Below are 21,464 nucleotides of genomic sequence, written 5' to 3'. Positions count from 1 at the left end.
GCGGCATGGTGGGTGCGCCTCTCGAAGCTTCCGCGCTGGAGCCGGCACTCCGTCCGTTCGGGCAATCAACCATGCTGCCGGCCGCCGCGTACGTCGGTGAGCACGTGTTCGCCTGGGAACAGCGCCACCTGTTCGCCGGCTCGTGGGTGTCACTCGGTCGCACGACGGCGCTCGGCGCCGGCGGCAACCAGCGCGCGGTCAAGGTCGGCGACGTCGGCGTGCTGCTCACCTTCGACGCCGACACGCCACGAGCCTTCGCCAACGTCTGCCGGCACCGTGCGCACGAGTTGCTGGCCGAAGGTGAGGTCGCTGACCGACCGGCGGTGCTCTGCCCGTACCACGGCTGGTCCTACACCCTCGACGGCCACGTGCGGACCGCGCCACGGATGGGTGCGGACTTCGCCGCCGCGGCCTACGGCCTGGTCGAACTGCCAACCGCCGACTGGCACGGTTGGCTGTTCGTCAACGCCACCGGCACCGCGCGGCCGTTCGACGCGCACATCGGCACGCTCGCCGCGCACGTCGAGCCGTACCGACCAGAGTCGTTGGTCAGCAAGGCCCGACACGAGTACGAGGTGGCGGCCAACTGGAAGGTCATCGCGGAGAACTACCACGAGTGCTACCACTGCCCGCTGATCCACCCCGAGCTGTGCGCGGTGTCGCCGCCGAACTCCGGCAGCAACTGGCGCGAGCCCGGCGCCGCCTGGGTCGGCGGCTCGATGGACCTACGCGACCACGCGGAAACCATGTCGCTCGACGGCCGCTCACACGGCGTCACGCTGCCGGGCGTCGACCGGCGCCTGGTCCGGTACCTCGGCCTCTTCCCGAACCTGCTCATCTCGCTGCATCCGGACTACGTGATGACCCACCTCCTCCAACCGCTTTCGCCGCACCGCACCCACGTCACCTGCGAGTGGTTGTTCCTGGACGAGGTGACCGACCCCGCCTACGCCGTGGAGTTCTGGGACCTCACCAACCGCCAGGATTGGGCGGCGTGTGAGTCCGTCCAACGTGGTGTCTCCTCACCCCACTTCGTGCCTGGGCCGTTGGCGCCCAACGAAAACGCGGTCTACGACTGGGTCACATTGATCGCCCGCGCCTACCGCGATCCGGTGGCCGAGCTCTAGAACGCGCAACGCCCGACGCGCGGGAGCTCGACGCACAACCAATTGCCAGCGCGGTGGCGCACGCGGTTCGCGCCCGGGCCCCCTCGTCACGGCAACCACCCGACCGGACCGGCCCGCGCGCGAGCCGTCGCGACCCGCACCGATCCGCTCGGTGGCAGCCGGACCACGACCGCGACCGTCACGACAACGTCGAAGCCGTGCACGACACAACCGCTCATCCGCCCACCGTTGGCGGCAACGATCTCGGCGGCCCGAGCGCAGGCCGCATCCGGACCTTCCAGCGTGCGCGCGGCGCCGGCAAGAGCACCGAGGTCGGCGGCGGTCTGTGCCTGATGACGACCGACCGCCGCCACACCAACCGCCGCACAGGCCAGCCCCAGCAACACGAACGCCAGCCCAACACCGAGCACCCAGATGGTCGCCGCACCACGATCGCCTACCAAGGCCGACCGCCGCCGCACCGCGGACTCCGCCCAGCGCTGACCGCGAAGCGCAAAGGCCCGCCGCTTCGCGGTCCGCGCCGCGTCGTGATCAGCAAGCACGAAGGCCGATCGCCGCCGCACCGCGGACCCTGCGCCGCCGCGGTCGCAAAGCGTGAACGCCCATCGGCAACGCGCCCTGGGCCAGGATTGGCTCCTGCCAGACCCGGTCACCATGGGATTCCCGCGTCGTCGGGCTCGCGGGCGGCGACCGCGGTGGCTGATACCTCGATCGGCGGTAGGCGGGTGCCGACCACGCGGGCCGGAGCACGGACGGTGGCCGTGACGACGTCGCCGTTGATCGAGATTGTGATGGTGGCGCCGTCTGGGGCTGTTTGGGTCCTGGATAGGCCGCCTTCCTGGCCTCGGGCTGCGGCCAGGGCCGCGTCGCGGGCCGCGTCGGCGCACTGGAGTTTGGTTTGGGTGGCCGCGACCGCGGCGACTCCGACGAAGAGCAGCAGTGCCAACGCCGGTGTGGCGGCTGCCAGCTCTGCCGTTGTCGAACCGCGGTCGCGGCCACGGCCCGTCCACCGCGGCCGCAACCCGGCGCGTCGGCCCCGGAGGACTCCCGGCGGCGTCGGAGGTTCGCCGCTTGGGAGTCGGCGCGCCGGTGTGGATCGCGTGAGGCGGGCCATGGTCATCAGCCGAGCGCTCGGCTGATGACCGCGGAGAGGGCCGCGATCACCTTGTCGGAGGTGACGACCTTCAACAGCCCGGCGGCGAACGCGACGGCCGCCAGGGTGCCGACCGCGTACTCCGCGGTGGTCATCCCGTCGTCGGCGCGCAGCCGGGCAAGGAGCGTACGCATGCGAGAAGACTCCTTTCAGTAGGTCAGAGGACGTCGCCGAGGATGGCGACGATCACCGGTACGAGGCCGGCGAGGATGAAGGCCGGCAGGAAACAGAAGCCGAGTGGCAGCACGATGAGCACGCCCGCGCGACGGGCGGCGGCCTCCATCGCCACCGCGCGGTCGGCGCGGAGGTCGTCGGCCAGCCGGGTCAGCGCGCCGGCCAGGGCCGAACCGCTTGCCGACGAGCGGATCGCCGCCGCGGCCATCCGGTCGCCGCCTGGCATTCCGACGAGGTGGCTCCACGCCTCTGGAGGCTCCGCGCCTAACCGCAGCGACCGGCCGACCGTGGTTAGGCGTTCCCGCAGCGGCCCACCGAGCGCATCTGCCACCCCGAGCACCGCGACGTCGACCGGTGCGCCCGCGCGCAGTGCGGCGGCGATCAGGTCCGCGCAGATGGGTGCGTCGGCCTCTTCGCGGAGTCGTCGTCGCTTGGCCTCGGCGGGTTCCAGCCGCCCGATGACCCGATGTGCGACGACCGCAGCCGGTGCGGCGAGTGCCAGCCCCCACCATCCGTCGACGATCACGGCCGTGGCGGCCGCAGTCGCCAACGCGCCGATCTTCGCGGGGGCTGGACGACGCTGTTTCGGAGGCGTGGCCCCGAGACGTGCCAGCCGACGCCGTGCGGTCGTTCGACGCGCCAGCAGCCGGGTCATGACAGCCTCGGTTGCAGACGTTGCGACCACGCCAGACCGAGGATCTGCAACGCGACCGCTCCGAATGCACACAGTGCGCCCAACGGGGTGTGCAGCAGCACCGCCAACGGGTCCGACCCGATCGCGTAGCCCAGCATCAACCCGCCCAGCGGCAACGCCGCCAGCAGCAGGGCGGTGGCCTCCGCACCGGCCGCCTGCGCGACCGCGGCGGCCCGGGCACGATCGCCGGCACGGGCGTCGGCCTCGATGCGGTCGACCAGATCGGCCAACGGCGCACCGGTGCGTTCCGCGAGCGTCACCGCCGACCGGGCCAGCGCGATCAGACCGTCATCGCGGGAAGGATCGTCGGCCAGAGCGGCGGTGGCCGGAAGCCCGGCCCGGAGGTCGGCGGCTATACCGGTCAACCGATCCAGCAACGCGGACCTCGCCGCACGACACGCCGTGGCGACCCGACGTCGGCGCAGAAAGAACACAGCCACGGTGCCGTAGGCGCCCAGGGCAACTGCGGCCACCACACCGCCGAGGACGAAACCCACAGACGCGGGCGCACCGAAACCCAGTGGAAACGCCAACGGACCGGCCAGCACCCGAGCCACCGACACCGCGCGAGCAGCCGACGACGGCGACGGCAAAGGCGGCAAAGGCGAAAGCGGAGACGGAGGCGAAAGCACCAACCGTTGCCGCCGCCGCAGGGCCCGCGAGCGACGGACCAACACAGCCTTCACCGCCCACCCGGCCACAACAGATCCGGAACCCGCACGCCGCGCGCGGCCAGCAACGACCCCAACTCGCCCGCCGCGACGCCGACGCCGGTCGAACGCACCCAGGCCGGCCGCACCGTCACGAACCGGTCCGGACCCTCGGTCGCGACCAGCCCGACCGTCTCCAGGACCCGGCCCGAGGCGGCCCGCCGCATCTGGAGCACCACCTGCAAGGCCGCCGCAGCCTGCGCGTGCAACGCCACCCTGGGCAGCCCGCCCAGCAGACCGAGCGCCTCCAACCGAGCCGGCACGTCGGAGATCGCGTTGGCGTGCAACGTGCCCGCGCCACCCTCGTGCCCGGTGTTGAGCGCCCGCAACAGGTCGACGATCTCGGCACCCCGGCATTCGCCGACCACCAGGCGATCCGGTCGCATCCGCAGCGCCTGCCGGACCAGGTCGGTCATCTCGACCTGGCCCGCACCCTCCACGTTGGACACCTTGCATTGCAGCCCGACCACGTGCGGATGGGCCGGGCGCAGCTCGGCCGCGTCTTCGACCAGCACGATCCGCTCGTCGCGGGGCACGAGCTCGATCAGCGTGTTGAGCAGCGTGGTCTTGCCGGAGCCGGCGCCGCCGATCACCAGGTACGCCAGCCGGGCCGCCACGATCGCGGCCAGCAGGTCGGCGACCGGCGCCGGCACGGTGTCGCGGGCCACCAGGTCGGCCAGCCGGTAGGGCCGACGCCGGAAGGTGCGCAGCGACAGGTAGGGGCCGCCCGTGGCCACCGGTGGGAGCACGGCGTGCAACCGGGTGCCGTCGGGCAGGATCGCGTCGGCGTAGGGCGACCCGTCGTCGAGCCGCCGGCCGGCCGCGGCGACGAGCCGTTGCGCCAAGCGGCGGACCCACTCGGCCGAGGAAAGGACGACCCGCTCGCGGTGCAGGCCGTCGCCCCGGTCGGCCCACACCTCGGTGGCATTGACCAGCACGTCGGTGACCGACGGGTCAGCCAGCAACGGACCCAGCGGCCCCGCACCGACCAGCTCGTCATGCACCCGGGCGGCCAGCCGCAACACGTCGCGGTCGCCGAGCACCGGGCCGCCGGTGTCCCGCACCGCCGCGACGACCGCGGCCGGGCTGACCTCGTCGCGACTCGCGGCGAACCGTCTGCGCACCCGCCCGGCCAGATCGCCGGCGGAGGGCCGACCGAACGGCGGCGGGTTGGCCGGCAACGTCGCGGTCATGCCGCCGCCTCCGTAGCCGCGCCAAGGAGGTCGGCGAGAACCACGCGGCACAGGTCCACGAGCGGGCCGCGACTGCCGGTCCCCGGCGCTTCGCCGTGCTCGAGGCCCCGGGCCAATCCCGGCTCGGGCGGGAGCAACAAACCGGTCAGCGGGAAGCCCACCGACCGGGCCACCTCGGGGGCCGACAGGTTGCCCGGCGCCGGGCCGCGAACCACCACCGACACCGACGAGCAGTGCAGCGCGGCCGTCTTGGCGACCTGGGTGGCCGCGGCCGTCGCCCGGAGCTCGGCCGGCACGACGAGCAACGTGTGGTCGGCGCCCTGCAACGCGGCGACCGCGGCGTCGTCGAGCCGGCGGGGCAGGTCGACCACCACCACGTCGCGCGCGCGGCGGCCGGCGTCGAGCACCGCGGTCATCGCGGGGGCGGGCAGTGGCAGCGGCTCGCCCCGATCGAAGGAGACGATCACCAGGTCACCGCGTTGCGGCAACGACCGGACCAACGCCAGCGGATCAAGTTGGCCGTCGGTGCCGGCCAGGCCGGGCCAGCGCAACCCCTCGAGACCCTCCCAGCCGAGGATCAGGTCGAGACCGCCGCCGAGCGGGTCCGCGTCGACCAGCAGCGTGCGACGGCCGTCCCGCGCCGCGACCACCGCCAACGCCCCGGCCAGCACACTCGCCCCGGCCCCGCCACGCCCACCGACCACAGCGACGACCCGGCCGGCGCCTTCCGCGAAAAGCCCGCCGAGCCGGCGCAACAGCCACTCCTCGGCTTCTGGCAACCGCAGCACGTATTCCGCGCCGAGTGGCTCGGCGAGATCCCAAGCCGGCTCGGAACCGACCAGCACCAGCCCTTGGCGGCGCGGCAGCCGCGCCCGCAGGCAGGCCTCGGCCTGGTCGGCGCCGACCAGCACGAGCGGCGTCCGGGACCAGCGCGGCCGGGCCGCGGCCGGGTCGGGAGCGACGTCGACCTCGGTGCCGGCGGCGGCCGCGATCCGCAACAGGTCGTCGAGCAGATCAGCATCGGCCGTCACGACCAGTGGCAGCCGGAAACCAGGTCGGGCAGGCATCGGGGGCCTCCAACAAAGGTGGGAGCGGGAAAGGACCCGCCCACCTTCTGATGCGGTGACGTGGCCAATCCAGGCCAATGCCAACCGCTGTGGATAACCCAGAACCTGTGGACAACCCGCCACGGAGAACCGCGATCTGCTACGCGGGGGTACGTGTGGGGACGTGCGGGACACAGAGGACGGACGAAAAACGACGACCCCCGTCGGGGGGAGACGGGGGTCGCCTGAGGTTCGGCTCCGGGGGGGTCGAGCCGAACCCACTCAGCGGTTACGGGGGGTGCAACCGCCGAGGGTCGGAAACACGACTGGAAATCGTGTCTCAACTAGCATGCCTGATATGCGCGGTGCGCGTCGAGTGGCGTTTGCCCCAACTCGCACGACACGCCGATGGAGATCCGTGACATCCGTCGCCGCGTCCTGGGGGCGGTACCAAGTTGTACCAGGCTATGCGGTACATGTCGTACCCCGGTAGGGGCAGCACGTTTCGCGCCGCACATTAGACTTTCGATCGTGGGTCGGAGCGCCGCGTTTTTCGATCTGGACAAGACCGTCATCGCCAAGTCGAGTGCCTTGGCCTTTGGTCGGCCGTTCTACCGTGACGGCCTCATCACGCGCCGTGACGTCGTGAAGTCGGCGTACGCGCAACTGATGTTCCGTCTCGGTGGCACCGACGACCAGTCGATGGCGCGGATTCGTGACTACCTGGCTACCCTCTGCAAGGGCTGGCCGGTCGACCAGGTCGGTCAGATCGTCACCGAGACCCTGCACGAGCTGATCAACCCATACATCTACGCCGAGGCCGCGGCCCTGATCGACGAGCACCAGGCGGCCGGCCGCGACGTGGTGCTGGTCTCCGCCTCCGGCGAGGAGATCGTCAAGCCGATCGGCGCCCTGCTCGGCATCACCGACGTGATCGCGACCCGGATGGGCGTCACCGACGGTCGCTACAACGGCCAGGTCGAGTTCTACGCCGCCGGCACCGCCAAGGTCGACGCGGTCACCGCGCTGGCCAAGGAGCGCGGCTACGACCTGGCCGACTGCTACGCCTACTCCGACTCGACCTCTGACATCCCGCTGCTCGAATGCGTCGGCCACCCGAGCGCCGTCAACCCGCCCCGCGCGCTGCGCCGCCTGGCCGCCGAGAACAACTGGCCCGTGCTCGAGTTCCGGCACCCCATCCCGATCGGCCGCCGGCTGCGCGAGCGCCCGGCCGTCCCAGTCGCCGCCGCCGCGATCGGCGTCGGAGTCGGTGTCGCGATAGGCATCGCCTGGTACGGCCGCCACCGCCGCACCCGCACCGCACCCAGCACCGCATAAGCCACCACCGCGCAGGCCACCACCGCGCGGGCCAGCACCGCGTAACCAACCCGCGGCAACCCGCGACACGTCCAGGTCAAAGCACCGGTCAAAGGGTTCCGATCAAGCGGGCATCGGCGTAGAAAAGGGGATGCGGACCCCAACTCACGAAGGGCTCCGTGCACGGCCACCGGGCACCCACGCGCGACCAGCCGCGGCAGGCACGTCCCGGCGGATCGCGGCAAGCGACCGCCGACGACGACTAAAGGTGCACGCTTGGTAACCCGGCCGGACGTGAGTGACGGCGCCTCAGGATTGAGGCGCCGTCCACGTCTGTTCGGCCACTTCTTCCAGCGAAGCCGCACCCAGCGACACCGCACCGGCGCAATGCCGCAGCCAGGAGCGCACCCCGTCCGGCGTGCCGGTCGCGAACGCACCCGCCGCACCCAGGTACTCCGGCTCCCGGGCCAGATGCCCCACCTCGGGCGCGATCAGCCCACGCGGGTCGAAGCCCGACGACATCAGCGTCAACCGGGCCGCGGCGCGTGCCACCACCCCGGGCACACCGGCAAAGGGCCGCAGAGCCAACAGCTCACCGTGTACGACGGCCGCCAGCACCAGCGGTGGCGCCGACGTCCCGCCGGCCACCAGCGCCGCCAGCGCGTCCAGTCGCGGACCGGAGGACGGGTCGACCGGATGCCCGAGCGCGTCCATGGGCACCGAACCCCGCGCCGCCAGCACGTGCAGCCGCGCCAGCACCTGCCGAGGCGCCTTCGGCCAGGTGTCGACCAGCGACGGGAGCGCCGCTGCGACCCGTAGGCAGCCCTGCACCACGGTGTCGGTCACCACGCCGGAGCGCACCAGCTCACGATCATGCGCGTATCCCTCCAAAGCCGCCGAAGCGACCGCGGACCGCAAGCTGATCTCGGCGGCGACCACGCCACCCTGTCGGCGCAATGCCCGATGTCGCATCGCGGCATCGGCGGCGGCGCGGGCCTGCCCGACGGCATCCTGCACGTCGGCGAGCGCCAGCAGAGGCGCGAGCGGATCAGCGAGAGCGGTCACGACGGCAACGCTAGCGGAGCGCGCGAAGGCTGCGCGAAAGCGCGCGGTAATGGCAAGATTCGAACACGTACGGACGCAGCCGCCTCCAACCGGCGCGCGGGCGGGTCCACTCGGCGCGCGCCCGGGCCCACCGACCCCTCCCAGCCCAGGCGGCCCGGACACTAGATTCCTCCACAGACCCCCCAACCCCTGCGCAGGGAGCGTGACGATGAGCGAGACCTTGGCGAACTTGCTTCAGGAGAACCGACGTTTCGAGCCACCGGCCGCGCTCGCCGATGCAGCCAACGTCAAGGCCGACGCCTACGAAGAGGCGGACGCCGACCGGCTGGCGTTCTGGGCGAAGCAGGCGCACCGGCTCGACTGGGCCAAGGAGTGGGACCAGGTGCTCGACTGGTCCAATCCGCCGTTCGCGAAGTGGTTCGTCGGCGGCGAGCTCAACGTGGCCTACAACTGTCTCGATCGCCACGTCGCGGCCGGCAGAGGTGACAAGGTCGCCATCCACTGGGAGGGCGAGCCGGGTGACACCCGCACGCTGACCTACGCCGACCTGCACGCGCTCACCTGCCAGGCGGCCAACGCGCTGGCCGACCTCGGCGTCCGCGCCGGCGACCGGGTCGCGATCTACCTGCCGATGATCCCCGAGGCGGCGGTGGCCATGCTGGCCTGCGCCCGGATCGGCGCGACGCACAGCGTGGTCTTCGGCGGCTTCTCGGCCGACGCGCTGTCCGGCCGGATCCAGGACGCCAGCGCCAAGGTGGTGATCACCGCCGACGGCGGCTATCGCCGCGGGAAGCCGTCGGGGCTCAAGACGATCGTCGACGAGGCGGTCGCCCAGTGCCCGACGATCGAGCACGTGCTGGTGGTCCGCCGCACCGGCCAGGAGGTGGCCTGGAGCGAGCGGGACCTGTGGTGGCACGAGACCGTCGAGACGGCCAGCACCGAGCACGAGGCCCAGCCGTTCGACGCCGAGCACCCGCTGTTCATCCTCTACACCAGCGGCACGACGGCCAAGCCGAAGGGCATCCTGCACACCACCGGCGGATACCTGACGCAGGCCTCGTACACGCAGCACGCGGTCTTCGACCTGAAGCCGGAGACCGACGTCTACTGGTGCACCGCCGACATCGGCTGGGTGACCGGCCACTCCTACATCGTCTACGGGCCGCTCTCCAACGGCGCGACCCAGGTGATGTACGAGGGCACGCCGGACACCCCCCACAAGGGACGGTTCTGGGACATCGTCGACAAGTACGGCGTCACCATCCTCTACACCGCGCCGACGCTGATCCGCACGATGATGAAGTGGGGCGACGAGTTCCCGGCCGCGGCCAACCTGTCGTCGCTGCGGGTGCTCGGCTCGGTCGGTGAGCCGATCAATCCCGAGGCCTGGATGTGGTACCGGAAGAACATCGGCCACGACAACACCCCCGTTGTCGACACCTGGTGGCAGACCGAGACCGGCGCCATCATGATCTCGCCGTTGCCCGGTGTCACCGGCACGAAGCCGGGCAGTGCGATGCGCCCGCTGCCGGGCATCAGCGCCGACGTGGTCGACGACGAGGGCAAGAGCGTGCCGAACGGAGGCGGCGGCTTCCTGGTGCTGCGCGAGCCGTGGCCGTCGATGCTGCGCACGATCTGGGGCGACGACCAGCGCTTCATCGACACCTATTGGAGCCGCTTCCCGGGCATGTACTTCGCCGGCGACGGCGCCAAGAAGGACGACGACGGCGACCTGTGGCTGCTCGGCCGGGTCGACGACGTGATGCTCGTTTCGGGACACAACATCTCGACCACCGAGGTCGAGTCGGCGCTGGTGTCGCACCCGTCGGTGGCCGAGGCGGCGGTGGTCGGGGCGACCGACCCGACCACCGGCCAGGCGATCGTCGCGTTCACCATCCCGCGCGGCTCCGTCGACACCGCGGGCGACGCGGGTGAGGCGCTGATCAAGGAACTCCGCGACCACGTGGCCAAGACGCTCGGCCCGATCGCGAAACCCCGGCAGATCATGCTCGTGGCCGAGTTGCCGAAGACCCGGTCCGGGAAGATCATGCGCCGGCTGCTCCGCGACGTGGCCGAGCACCGGTCGCTCGGTGACGTGACCACATTGCAGGATTCGACAGTGATGGATCTCATCTCGGACGGCATGAAGTCGGCCAAATCCGACGAGTAGCCAGGTCCGACGAACTGAGCGGGCGAGCCCTGTACGGGGCTCGCCCGCTTTCGTATGCAGGTGGAGGGCATCTATATGACGGCCGGTGTACGCGCCACCAAGATTTTTGAAATAAATCGACGCGTCCCGCTTCCCTCCTGGCTCTGTAGTGCTTAGTTTCCTCAGTGGCCCCTTATTCGGGGCTTGCTCGTTCCGTCCCCGTCACCCCCCGAGGACGGCTCCCTCATACCGGAGGTATCCACGTGCGCAAAGTCGCAGTGGGGCTGCTGGGTCTGTCGCTGGTCGCGACGACGACCAGCTTCGCGCTGAGCGGTGCGGCGCTCGGTCAGTCGCCGATGGCGGCGGCGAAAGCCCCCACGCAGTCCGAGCCCCAACAGGTCTCGGACGACCTGCCCAACCCGCTCGAGTCGAAGCGTCGCGAACTCCGCGACGGCGCGATCCAGGACGTCATCGCCGGCGATGCCGCGCCGCAGATGATCAACGGCAGCAAGGTCGTCAAGGTCGGCAAGAAGGACCTGAGCAAGGCCGACCAGAAGCGGACCGGCAAGAAGAAGGTCGACCAGTACGTCGAGCTCCAGCGGGAGAGGTCCGACAAGATCTTCGTGGTGCTGGCCGAGTTCGGCAACCAGCGCCACCCGAGCTTCCCGGACAAGGACACGAACCCCAACATCCCCGGTCCGAGCACCTTCGAAGGTCCGCTGCACAACAAGATCCCGGCACCCAACCGGGCGGTCGACAACTCGACGGTCTGGCAGCCGGACTTCAACCAGGCCCACTACCAGAAGCTCTACTTCGGCACCGGCAAGAACGACGAGTCGCTGAAGCAGTACATGGAGCAGCAGTCCTCGGGCCGCTACACCGTGGACGGCAAGGTCACCAACTGGGTGAAGGTGCCCTACAACGAGGCGCGCTACGCCCGTTCCAACGACCCGGTGCGCGACGGTCAGCCCGGTGACGACCCCGCCGTCTGCACGGGCAGCAACTGCAGCAACACCTGGGAACTCATCCGCGACGCCGCCAACGTCTGGTACAGCGACCAGATCGCGCAGGGGCGCCCGGTCGCCGAGGTCAACGCCGAGCTGAAGAGCTTCGACGTGTGGGACCGCTACGACCACGACAACGACGGCGACTTCAACGAGCCCGACGGCTACATCGACCACTTCCAGATCGTCCACGCCGGCGGCGACCAGTCCGACGGTGACCCGCAGCAGGGCGAGGACGCCTCGTGGGCCCACCGCTGGAGCGTCTTCCCGAGCCAGACGGAAGGCCCGCCCGACTTCAAGATCGGCGGCTCGCAGATCGGCAACAGTGGCGTGTGGATCTACGACTACACGATCCAGCCGGAAAACGGTGGTCGCAGCGTCTTCTACCACGAGTACTCGCACGACCTGGGCCTGCCGGACGACTACGACAGCGCCGGTGACGGCCCCAACGAGTACTGGACGCTGATGGCGCAGAGCCGCCTCGGCGCCAAGGGCGAGCAGTTCATCGGCGACCGCGCCGGCGACCTGGGCGCCTGGAACAAGCTCCAGCTCGGCTGGCTCGACTACGTGGTCACCCCGGCCGGGGTCAAGGACACCTGGACCCTCGGCCCTGAGGAGTACAACTCCAAGAACCCGCAGGCGCTGGTCGTTCCGCTGGGCCTCAAGGACGTCAGCCATGACGTCGGCCCCGCCGCCGACGGCACCTACCAGTGGTGGAGCGGCAGCGACGACGACCTGTCCAACACGGCGGCGCACACGCTGACGCGCCAGGTCACGCTGCCCGCCGCTGCTTCCACGCTGACCTTCAAAGCCCGGTGGGACATCGAGGACTGCGGTGCCGACCCGTGCGACTTCGCGTACGTCGAGGTCGACTCCGGAAGCGGCTTCGTCCCGATCAAGGGCAACATCACCACGGCCGCCGAGGCCGACGGTGGCGCTGGCATCGACGGTGTCCAGGAGACCTGGACCGACGCGACGTTCGACCTGTCGGCGTTCGCCAACAAGACGATCGGCCTGCGGTTCCGCTACGCGACCGACCCGGCTCAGCAAGGCAACTACGGCGTCGACCTGCCCAACGGTCTGTTCGTCGACAAGCTCGCCATCACCAGCGGCGGCACCTCGGTGTTCGCCGACGGCGACGCGGCCGGCAACCAGGGTTGGACGGTGGACGGCTTCCAGAACATCACGTCGACGTTCATCACCCAGCACCCGCACTACTACATCGCGGGCTGGCGGACCTACGTCGGCTTCGACAAGTACCTGCAGTACGGCCCGTACTACTTCCAGAAGACCGGCGGGGACAAGGTTGACCACTACCCGTACCAGACGGGTCTGCTGATCTCCTATTGGGACACCTCGCAGGACGACAACGAGGTGAGCCAGCACCCCGGTGAGGGCCTCAACCTCTACATCGACGCCCGCCCGAAGACCCTGTACCGCCTCGACGGCCAGCCGTGGCGCACCCGGGTCCAGATCTACGACGCGCCGTTCAGCCTGCGCAAGGCCGACTCCTTCACCGTGCACCACGAGGGCCAGGCCATGTACGTCCGCGGGCCGGAGGCGAACCCGCTCTTCGACGACACCAAGAACTACTTCGACGCGGCGCTGCCGAACCACGGCGTCAAGCTGCCCGCGATCGGCGTGAAGATCAGGGTGATCGAGGAGAAGGGCACCTCCGTCAAGATCAAGGTCAACTGACCTTCTCTGGTACGACCTAGAGAGATCTGGTCTTGCGGGTATGCGCCCCCGCATCACTTCGGTGGTGCGGGGGCGTTCCATTCCTGGAACCAGGGGTACCGCTTCAGCGTCCAAGGGAGGTGCACGTGAGCCGACGCTTCGCCGCCGCCGCCCTCCTGTTGGCGATCGGGTTGACGGGCGCGTGTGGCGGCACGGGAACGGGCGAGGTGTCTTCGGCGGAGCCATCGCGGACGCTGTCCTCGGTGCCGCCGTCGGGGCGCACGCCGTCGCCGACCCGTCCCCCTGCTCCACCGCCGCCGAAGGTCGGCCCGTCGACGCCCAGCGACTACATCGAGGGCGACATGATCAGCGGGCGCGTGGTCAAGGGCGGTTCCGGTCCTTGCTACGCGGTCGTCAACGACGACAACCAGCGCTTCGCACTGCACAACGCCGCCGGTCTCGCCCTCGCGGAGGGCAGCTACATCACGGCCAAGGTCGGCCCGCTGCTAGCGAAGATCGACTGCGGCGAGGGCATCCCGTACGAGCTGATCTCGTTCAAGCGTTTGTGAGCTCGACCCAGGTGAACTCGTGGTCGCAGGGCGGCCCCTCGGCGATCCCGATCCGGCGCTCGTCGAGGTCCATCAGCACCGCGTAGACCGTCTCGGACCGCTCCCCGTAGGCGTCGTGCTCGTCGACGTGCCGGCAGATCGCGTTCGGGTAGCTCTGGTGGTCGCGCAGGATCGTGGCCAGGTCGTCCTCGGTCAGCTTGCCCGGCTCGGCCGCGGCGGTCAGCAGGCGCCGGGCCCGGGCCGCGCGGAACAGCGTCGACCCGCCGAAGTCGTTGATCAGGTCGCGCACGGGCAGCGCCGTCTCCAGGTGGTTGGCGTGCGCGAGCACCCCGCCCTCGGGGTGGAGCCAGCCCGCCACCCCCGGCACGAGCTCCAGGTCGATCAGCTCACCGCCGGCCGGGCCGGACTGGCCGAGCAGCAGGTTCATCGAGGCGTTGCGCGGGCTCGGCACGACCGCCTTGAGCGCCCGGCCCAGGGTGTCGCTCTCGAGGGCGGCGCGAAGCACCACGTGGTACGGCACGCCCGGGTTGTCCTTCGTAACGCCGTCGCGGTCGGTGGTCAGCATGTTGACGCAGATGCCAAGGCCGGCCGAGTTGAGCCCGGCCTTGGCGAGCATGCCGGCCTCGGTCAGCGCGACGACCCGGTGCCCACGCTCGTCGGTCGTGCCCAGCAGCACCATCGCGCCGCGCTGGTCAGGGTGCCAGTCCCAGTTCTGCGCCATGAGCGTGTGCCCGGTGGCGGTGTGCGTGCCGAGCGCGCCGAGCACCGTGCAACCGCCGGCCGCGCCGTCCGGTGGCGTGCCGTAGATCAGCTCGGTGCGGGCATTGACCGCGTAGAGATCACCGACGGCGACTTCCGCACCCTCCGCCGTGGCGTCGAGCATCTCCGCGATCCGGGGGTAGAGCCGCACGGTCTGCGCCCGGAAGGTCTCGCCGGCGCTTCTGGTGGTGGCTGCGTCGAGCCCCACGGCCCGGAATCGACCGGCGTAGAGGTCCAGGTTCGCGGCTATCTGACCGCGCGCCGCCTGTCCGTACGCGAAGCCGCATTCACCCGGCGTACCGCTGACGTCGACGTAAGGGACAGGCAGTGTCATACCCCTGACGGTAATCCCTTAGCCGCCCCTCCGGGAGATCTCCGGAGCCGGTTAGGGGCGCCGCTGACCTACGCTGGCCGGATGGAACCGCAGGTAGACGAGACGAGCGTGCTGGTCGACGGGCCGTGGACACACCGGTCGGTGGGCGCCAACGGCAACCGCTTCCACATCGTGGAGGCCGGCACCGGGCCGCTCGTGCTGTTCCTGCACGGGTTCCCCGAGTTCTGGTGGGCGTGGCACGAGATGCTGCCCGCGGTCGCCGACGCCGGCTTTCGGGCGGTCGCGGTCGACATGCGCGGATACGGTGCGAGCGACAAACCACCGCGGGGGTACGACGGGTTCACCATGGCGGCCGACGTCGCCGGGCTGATCCGGGCGCTCGGCGAACGGCAGGCCACTATCGTCGGCGCCGGGTTCGGCGGGATGGTCGGCTGGGCGGCCGCCGCGTTCCACCCGAAGATGGTCCGCCGCCTGGTCGTGCTCGGCGCCGCCCACCCGTTGCGGCTCCGGGCTGCGATCTTCGCCGACCCGCGCGGGCAGTTCAGTGCCGCGACGCCGACGCTGCGCTTCCAGTTGCCGCGCTACGAACACGTCCTCGTGCGGGACGGCGCGGCGATGGTCGGCGAGTTCTTGCGGCGCTGGTCCGGCCCGGCGTGGCCGGAGACCCCCGGCTTCGCCGACTACGTGGCGCGCTGCCGGTCGGCGATGCGGATCCCGCAGGCGGCGTTCTGCGCGCTGGAGGGCTACCGGTGGGCGTTCCGGTCGGTGCTGCGGCTGCACGGGTACCGGTTCGTCAAGCAGATGCAGACGCCGCTGACCACGCCGACCTTGCAGCTACACGGCGCGCTCGACACGGCGGTGCTGCCGCGCACGGCGCAGGGCTCCGGGCGTTACTGCGTGGCGCCGTACGAGTGGCGCTTGTTGGAAGGTGTCGGCCACTATCCGCACCTGGAGGCGCCGGACCTGGTGCTGGGCGAGGTGCTCAGGTGGGCGAAGTCCTAGCCGCGCTCGTCAGGCGCGTTGCTCGCGCAGGTCGGTGACCTCGTTGGCGGGCGCCCAGCCCTGGTAGACGCCGAAATCGAAGGCCTCGAGGCCCAACGACTCGGCGATCGGGGCGCGCCCACCCGTGTACTCGACCCGCAGCCACCCGTCGTGCTCGGCCAGCACGATGAACGGCTCACCCTTCCACGAGCAGGTGGTCCGCACGTACGCGAGCTCGGCGACGTCGGCCACCGGGACGACCCGGACGTGCCGCCCGCCGCGTACCTCGGTGAAGCCGTCGCCCGGGTCCGGCTGGTAGATCCGGACCTGGTCGCCGTCGGGGCTGGCGTCGTATTCGCGGTCCTTCCAGCGGGCCACGTAGCCGTCGCGCATCACTGGTCACCGGCCCGGGTCCAGCCGGGCGCGTCGGCGTCGAGGGTGGCGACCACCTTCTCGGAACCGTCCGCGCGGATCAGCCAGAGCTGGGCCCCGTGCGGCAACCGGGCACTGTCCACCTTGAACTCCGCGATCACGTCGCTGCCCTCGCCGGGCGCGAAACCGTTGCCCCGGAAGGGCGACCGCTCGATGACCCAGCCCTCCATGGCCCGCATGGCGTTCTCGTTCTGACCGCCGTACGGAATGCGGTAAAGGCTTGGGCGGTACGCCGGCCAACGCAACACGTAGACCTCGGCCGCGTCGGCGACGAACGGGCTCTTGGCGTAGCCGAGGCCCAGCGCGGTGAACAGTTGGCCCGGGGTGCGCAGGTGCGAGACCTCGGTGACCCGGTGCACGAAGCCCGAGACCCGGTCGTACCCCCGCTCCAGGTAGTAGTCGACCTGGCTCGGCGCGATGGTCTTCTGCATCATCGTCGGCAGCGCCGCGTCGACGGCAGCCGGCGCGGGATCCGGCGCCGGCGCTTCCTCCTTGGGCTGCGCCGCGACGACCGGCTCGTCCTCGCCGGCGTCGAGCCCGACCTCGGCGGCCCAACTCGCCAACGCGACGATCTGAGCACCAGGCAGCTTCGCGCCCACCGGCGTACCCGGGTTGACGGCGAACGACCAGTTCTCCTTCGGCCAACTGTTGATCAGCCGGACGAACTTGACGGTGACCGTCTCTGTGCCCTTGTCCAGGTACTCGGCCATCCGCTCGGCCGAGGTGAACACCACGACATGGGGCTCGTCGTCCATGGTCTCGGTGTGCCAGGCGAAACCGTCGCTGCCTGGTTGCGCGCCGGCCCTGGACTCGGTGGACACGGGAAGCAGCACGCGCGCGAGCAGCAAGGTCGACAGGAACGTGTCGGTGCTGCCGGAACCGGCGGCGGTGAGCAGGCTCTCCTCGACATCGTTGGCCGGCTGGAAGTCCGCCGGCACCGGGCCAGCATTGGCGGCGAAGACGGAGGGCTCCTGCCGCGCCACCGGTCGCTCCAGCCAGGACGGTGCTTCGGTGCCGGTGGTCGGCGTGCGGTCGGTCCACGATTGCTGCGCCGCGTCGTCGCCCGCTGGTGTCGCGGGATCTGTCCACTGGCGGTCGACGCCGGTCGCGGCCGAAGCGCGGCCCGACCAGGACTGCGCGGGAGTGGCCACGGGGTTCTCGGCGGTGCCCGCGGAGGCGCGGTCCGACCACGACGGGGCTTCGGTCGTGGTCCCACTCGACCACAGGTCGGTGGGTTGGGGGTCTGACCCGGTTGCTTGCGGATCGGCCGGTCGCGGCTCTGCCCCGGGGCTCGGCTCTGCCGGCCGCTGATCCGACCACAGGTCGGAAGCTGGTGTCGCGGCGGGTGACGGTTTCTGGTCCGTCCAAAGGTTCACGGCGGGCGCTGTGGCCGGCTGCTCGTCAGCCTTGGCCGGCTCGGCCGCCTGATTCGCCCAGAGGTCGACCACGCGAGGAGCTGACTCGTCGGTGCCCGCCTGCTTCTCGCCCGTCGACCACAGATCCGCGGCGCGCGACCCCGGTCCAGCGGATGCCTCGTCAGCCTTGGCCGGCGCCGCGATCGCCGGCTCGTCGGGCTTCTGCTCGGACCACAGGTCTCCGGTGCGGGGCGCCGCCTCTGCGGGAGCCGCGTCTTCGGCCCCGCTCCGCTCGGTGGACGGTAGCTGACCCAGCGGCGGCGCGGCCGCTTCGGTCGCGTCCGACCCGGCGGTCGGCTTCTGGCCGGACCACAGGTCAGTCGCACGTGCGGCCGGCTCCGCGGCCTTCTGCTCTGTCCAGAGGTCCGTCGCGCGCGGCTGGTCCGATCCTTCGCCTTCGGCGTGCTGCTGACCGGACCACAAGTCAGTCGCGCGCGGCGCCGGCTTGGCGGCCTCAGGTGACTTCTGCTCCGACCACAAGTCGGTGGCGCGCGGCCCACCCGAACCCGCCTGCGTCCCGGCGTCGACGGACCCCGGTTCGGTGGCACGCGGTTTGTCCAAGCTCATCTGCTGAGCGGCGTCAGCGGTCGGCCGCTCACCTGACCACAAGTCTGTCGCTTTGGGCTTCTCGGAACCCTGGCGTGGGGCGCCGTCCGACGACCCGCCGCCCGGCTGCTCACCCGACCACAGATCCGTGGCGCGCGGCTTATCCGAATCCACCCGCTGGGTGGCGTCAGCCAACCCATCTACCGGCCGCGCACCCGACCAAAGGTCAGTCGCGCGAGACTTGTCCGAGCCAAGGCGCGGGGTGTCATCGGCGGGCTGCTCACCGGGCCACAGGTCCGTGGCCTGCGACTTGTCCGAGCCTGGCTGCAGCCCACCGTCGGCCGGCCGCTTACCGGGCCACAGGTCCGTAGCCTGCGACTTGTCCGAGCCTGGCTGCAGCCCACCGTCGGCCAGCTTCTCACCGGACCACAAGTCGGTGGCACGCGGCTTGTCCGAGGCTAGGCGCGGGGCGCCATCCGCCCGCTGCTCACTGGGCCGAAGGTCCGTGGCCTGCGACTTGTCCGAGCCTGGCTGCGGGCCACCGTCGGCCGGCTTCCCACCGGACCACAAGTCGGTGGCACGCGGCTTGTCCGAACCCGCCGGGGCCGCGGCGTCGGCGGCCGGCTCGCCCGGGGGACGTTGACCGGACCACAGGTCGGTAGCTCGGTTCTTCTCCGTCCCTGCGGACGGGCCGCCGGTGGGTTGCTGAGCCGACCACAGGTCGGCGACGCGAGCCGCGGGCTCCGCGTCGGGCCGACTCTGGTCCGGCCACAGATCAGTGGCGCGTGGCGCCGGCTTGGGGCCGACCGCCGGCTCGGGCTCGATCGGCGTCGCGGGTAGCTGCCGCTCCGGCCATAGGCCTGCCGCTGGTGAGGGAGCTTGCGGGTCACCCGACGCTGCACCACTGGGCGCCTCGGACGTCGGGACGACCCGGTCCCAGGTCTGCGGCGTCGTAGACGCCGGAGCGCCGGAGACGGGTTGGAAGGAGGTGGGGCTGCTGGTCGCTGCCGCGTCCGACGCGGGCTCGGCCCATCGCTGGGCCGGCGCGGAGCCGCTAGCGCGGGCGGGCCAATTTGGGTCGCCCGCGACGGTAGCCCCGCCGGGAGCGGGGACGGACGGTCGACCTGGCCACGGCTGCGCGACCGGAGGCTCTGCCGGTCGCGGTGCACCGGCGACCGAGGCCTCGGGCCAGGACTGGCCGGGCGTCCGGCGGACGGGTCCCAGGTCCGACGGGGGAATCGGTCCGGCGGGGCGCTGAACGTTCGTGCCCGACAGATCCGGCCCCACTGGCCCGGACTGCCGGGCAGTCCAGGACTGCGCGTCGGGCGGCGGGACCGTTGGTGACGCGGACGCGGCCGGCCATGCCGGTGCTGGTGCCGGCGGCGTGCTGTCCGCCCAACCGGGCGCGTCGCGGCCCGCCGCCGGCCAGGGCGACGGCTGCGTGGCGGACCCGTTGGGCGTACCCGCGGATGGTCTGGTCTCGTGCGGCACGCTCGCGGCTGCGCCGTTGGCCGGCGACCAGTTCGTCTGACGTTGCTCGTCGCGCGCCGGAGTGCCCGGCTGGCCGGTTGGCTGACCCTGTTCGGCCTGGTCCGGTGCGCCGAAGAAACCCCCGCCCGAGGTGGGCCGGACCTGGGGCCGCGGAGGGCGCGGCGGCCCGGCGAACCGCCCGGGTGGGCTCGACCGCGCCGGGTCTTCGCGGAACGGCGATCGCGGCCGCATGGCCGGCGTCGGACGTTCGGTGACCTCTCGCGGCGGATCCGCAGGCTGGCGCGACGGCCGCGGTGCTTGGTCGCCGTGGACCACCGGCGGCGGCCAAGCCGACTCCCCGTTGGCCGCAGGCCGCTGGACCGGGCGCTGCGAGTGTGGCGTGGTGTCACTCACCTGTGGGGGTGCGACCGGCGCGCGATAGGGCTCCGGGGTGGCATCAGTGACTCGCGGGGGTAGGACTGGCGCCCGATACGGCTCCGGGGTCGCGTCGGCGACCCGGGAGGGTAGGACCGGCGCCCGATAGGGCTCCGGGGTCGCGTCGGCGACCCGCGAGGGTAGGACCGGCGCCCGATACGGCTCCGGCGTGTCATCGGTGACCTGCGGGGGGAGGACCGGCGCCCGATAGGGCTCGGGAGTGACGTCGGTGACCTGCGGCGTCGGGACGGGACGGAAAGGCGGCGGCGCCGCGGGCGACGACGGAGTGGCGTCGGTCGGTGCCGGCACCCCGCCCCGCCGGCGCATGGAGGCGAGCGGCGAGTCGAAGCCGGGCGGCCGGGTCGGACGGTTGCGCTGCGGCGGCTCGATGCTGTCCGGCTCGAGCACTGGACCGGTCACGGCGGCGGCCCGGTCGACGAACGGAGGCTCGATGATCTCGCCCTGGACTACCTGCCCCGGCACGGACGCCCGGGCGCGAGCGCGCGCGGCGGACTCGGCCCGGTCGAGGCGGGCGCGGGCGCCCATGGTGCGGCCCGGCAGACGGACGTCACCGCGGGCGAGTTGGGCGACGAACCACGCCGGCAGGTAGCCCTCGATCGGCAGGCCCGGGTTGACCGCGAGCCACCACTCCAGGTTTGGCCAGGTGGCGGCGAGGTCGTGGTAGGGCATGCGGCGCGCCGACCCGGCGTTGTCGGCCAGGCAGACGCGCAGGGCCTCACCGGACGTGAAGGCGAGGACGTGCGTGCGGCCGTTGGTGGTCCAGGTGCCCCAACCGACCTGTGCCCGCCCGGCGAGCGCGTCGGACGACACCGGCAGCAGCAGCTCGGAGCGAGCCAGGATGCGGAAGTAGAGTTCCTGGTCTCCGGCACGGAGCGCGTCTCGCATCGCGGCCTCGACCTCGGTGGCCGGTTCCCAGTCGGTCACGGCCACCTCCTTCCCGGACAGGCCAGACGCATCGCGTACAACCTACAAGGTGTCGGCTAGATCACGATGTAGGGACGTCACGGGCGGTCTCACCGTGCCCACCGTCGATACCCTCCCGATTCGGACCCACGGGCAGACCCGAAAGGTGCTCGACGAAACGCCGGCTGCGCACCACGTCCCTTCGCGACCGTAGCCGCCGCCGCCTTCTCCCTGCCAATCGTCATCTTGCCAGTTGCCTAGGTCTCCGTCACCGTCCCGCCAGCGTGCAC

General features: G+C 71.4%; 17 protein-coding genes. 6 read left to right on the top strand and 11 right to left on the bottom strand.

Annotated elements, in window-relative coordinates; all coding sequences use genetic code 11:
- Window positions 1-5: 5 nt before the first annotated feature.
- Entirely contained in the window at window positions 6-1,127 is a 1,122-nt protein-coding gene (locus tag BLV39_RS03480; RefSeq protein WP_090787066.1) for an aromatic ring-hydroxylating oxygenase subunit alpha, read from the top strand.
- 86 nt (window positions 1,128-1,213) lie between these two features.
- Here the strand turns inward: BLV39_RS03480 and BLV39_RS03475 are convergent, their stop codons facing one another.
- From BLV39_RS03475 to ssd, 7 genes are all read right to left on the bottom strand, one after another.
- Window positions 1,214-1,588, bottom strand: a complete 375-nt coding sequence (locus BLV39_RS03475; RefSeq protein WP_239083690.1) for an Rv3654c family TadE-like protein — start codon at window positions 1,586-1,588, stop codon at window positions 1,214-1,216.
- A gap of 188 nt (window positions 1,589-1,776) precedes the next feature.
- Window positions 1,777-2,148, bottom strand: a complete 372-nt coding sequence (locus BLV39_RS03470; RefSeq protein ID WP_090787061.1) for a TadE family type IV pilus minor pilin — start codon at window positions 2,146-2,148, stop codon at window positions 1,777-1,779.
- 98 nt (window positions 2,149-2,246) lie between these two features.
- Entirely contained in the window at window positions 2,247-2,414 is a 168-nt protein-coding gene (locus BLV39_RS03465) for a DUF4244 domain-containing protein (protein ID WP_090787058.1), read from the bottom strand.
- Window positions 2,415-2,437: 23 nt separating this feature from the next.
- Window positions 2,438-3,109 (bottom strand): type II secretion system F family protein, encoded by a 672-nt coding sequence (locus tag BLV39_RS03460; RefSeq protein WP_090787055.1) that lies wholly within the window; start codon window positions 3,107-3,109, stop codon window positions 2,438-2,440.
- Complete coding sequence (locus tag BLV39_RS03455; RefSeq protein WP_239083689.1) at window positions 3,106-3,711, bottom strand: hypothetical protein; 606 nt, start codon at window positions 3,709-3,711, stop codon at window positions 3,106-3,108. The genes BLV39_RS03460 and BLV39_RS03455 overlap by 4 nt, the downstream gene beginning before the upstream one ends.
- Window positions 3,712-3,830: 119 nt before the next feature.
- Window positions 3,831-5,051 carry a TadA family conjugal transfer-associated ATPase gene (locus tag BLV39_RS03450; protein ID WP_090787053.1) on the bottom strand — a complete coding sequence of 407 codons (1,221 nt, stop codon included), beginning with the start codon at window positions 5,049-5,051 and terminating at the stop codon, window positions 3,831-3,833.
- On the bottom strand, window positions 5,048-6,082 hold the full coding sequence (gene ssd / locus BLV39_RS03445; protein ID WP_176984893.1) for a septum site-determining protein Ssd: 1,035 nt from the start codon (window positions 6,080-6,082) through the stop codon (window positions 5,048-5,050). The genes BLV39_RS03450 and ssd overlap by 4 nt, the downstream gene beginning before the upstream one ends.
- Before the next feature lie 546 nt (window positions 6,083-6,628).
- On the opposite strand from ssd, the gene BLV39_RS03440 reads away from it, so the two are divergent.
- Entirely contained in the window at window positions 6,629-7,435 is an 807-nt protein-coding gene (locus BLV39_RS03440; RefSeq protein WP_090787046.1) for an HAD family hydrolase, read from the top strand.
- Window positions 7,436-7,723: 288 nt separating this feature from the next.
- On the opposite strand, the gene BLV39_RS03435 is transcribed toward BLV39_RS03440, so the two are convergent.
- A complete protein-coding gene (locus BLV39_RS03435; RefSeq protein WP_090787043.1) occupies window positions 7,724-8,479 on the bottom strand; it encodes a Fic family protein in 756 nt (251 codons plus the stop codon).
- 208 nt (window positions 8,480-8,687) lie between these two features.
- Between BLV39_RS03435 and acs the strand changes: the two genes are divergently transcribed.
- The 3 genes from acs (at window position 8,688) to BLV39_RS03420 (ending at window position 13,878) form a co-directional block, all read left to right on the top strand.
- Window positions 8,688-10,649, top strand: coding sequence for an acetate--CoA ligase (gene acs, locus BLV39_RS03430; RefSeq protein WP_090787041.1), 1,962 nt, complete (start codon window positions 8,688-8,690; stop codon window positions 10,647-10,649).
- A gap of 257 nt (window positions 10,650-10,906) precedes the next feature.
- The gene (locus BLV39_RS03425) at window positions 10,907-13,330 is read left to right on the top strand and encodes an immune inhibitor A domain-containing protein (RefSeq protein WP_425304690.1); all 2,424 of its coding nucleotides are present in this window, start codon (window positions 10,907-10,909) and stop codon (window positions 13,328-13,330) included.
- 125 nt (window positions 13,331-13,455) lie between these two features.
- The gene (locus BLV39_RS03420) at window positions 13,456-13,878 is read left to right on the top strand and encodes a hypothetical protein (protein WP_090787035.1); all 423 of its coding nucleotides are present in this window, start codon (window positions 13,456-13,458) and stop codon (window positions 13,876-13,878) included.
- On the opposite strand, the gene BLV39_RS03415 is transcribed toward BLV39_RS03420, so the two are convergent.
- The gene (locus BLV39_RS03415) at window positions 13,865-14,971 is read right to left on the bottom strand and encodes a C45 family autoproteolytic acyltransferase/hydrolase (protein WP_090787032.1); all 1,107 of its coding nucleotides are present in this window, start codon (window positions 14,969-14,971) and stop codon (window positions 13,865-13,867) included. The genes BLV39_RS03420 and BLV39_RS03415 overlap by 14 nt on opposite strands.
- A gap of 81 nt (window positions 14,972-15,052) precedes the next feature.
- Here BLV39_RS03415 and BLV39_RS03410 point away from each other — a divergent pair, with 81 nt between their 5' ends.
- Window positions 15,053-15,973 carry an alpha/beta fold hydrolase gene (locus tag BLV39_RS03410; protein WP_090787029.1) on the top strand — a complete coding sequence of 307 codons (921 nt, stop codon included), beginning with the start codon at window positions 15,053-15,055 and terminating at the stop codon, window positions 15,971-15,973.
- Between the two features lie 9 nt (window positions 15,974-15,982).
- On the opposite strand, the gene BLV39_RS03405 is transcribed toward BLV39_RS03410, so the two are convergent.
- Together BLV39_RS03405 and BLV39_RS44960 are read right to left on the bottom strand one after the other, a co-directional pair.
- Entirely contained in the window at window positions 15,983-16,348 is a 366-nt protein-coding gene (locus BLV39_RS03405) for a hypothetical protein (RefSeq protein WP_090787026.1), read from the bottom strand.
- Window positions 16,345-21,195: an SseB family protein gene (locus tag BLV39_RS44960; RefSeq protein WP_308442690.1), complete on the bottom strand. Its 4,851-nt coding sequence runs from the start codon at window positions 21,193-21,195 to the stop codon at window positions 16,345-16,347. Before BLV39_RS44960 ends, BLV39_RS03405 begins: the two co-directional genes overlap by 4 nt.
- Window positions 21,196-21,464 lie beyond the last annotated feature (269 nt).

Source organism: Asanoa ishikariensis, assembly GCF_900107455.1.
Lineage (GTDB): Bacteria > Actinomycetota > Actinomycetes > Mycobacteriales > Micromonosporaceae > Asanoa > Asanoa ishikariensis.
This window is presented reverse-complemented; position numbering and strand designations above follow the sequence as displayed.

Excerpts from the sequence above, each read along its gene's own strand:
- BLV39_RS03480 (WP_090787066.1), top strand. The coding sequence starts at position 6 with ATGGTGGGTGCGCCTCTCGAAGCTTCCGCGCTGGAGCCGGCACTCCGT.
- BLV39_RS03410 (WP_090787029.1), top strand. The coding sequence starts at position 15,053 with ATGGAACCGCAGGTAGACGAGACGAGCGTGCTGGTCGACGGGCCGTGG.
- BLV39_RS03460 (WP_090787055.1), bottom strand. The coding sequence starts at position 3,109 with ATGACCCGGCTGCTGGCGCGTCGAACGACCGCACGGCGTCGGCTGGCA.
- acs (WP_090787041.1), top strand. The coding sequence starts at position 8,688 with ATGAGCGAGACCTTGGCGAACTTGCTTCAGGAGAACCGACGTTTCGAG.
- BLV39_RS03465 (WP_090787058.1), bottom strand. The coding sequence starts at position 2,414 with ATGCGTACGCTCCTTGCCCGGCTGCGCGCCGACGACGGGATGACCACC.
- BLV39_RS03450 (WP_090787053.1), bottom strand. The coding sequence starts at position 5,051 with ATGACCGCGACGTTGCCGGCCAACCCGCCGCCGTTCGGTCGGCCCTCC.
- BLV39_RS03415 (WP_090787032.1), bottom strand. The coding sequence starts at position 14,971 with ATGACACTGCCTGTCCCTTACGTCGACGTCAGCGGTACGCCGGGTGAA.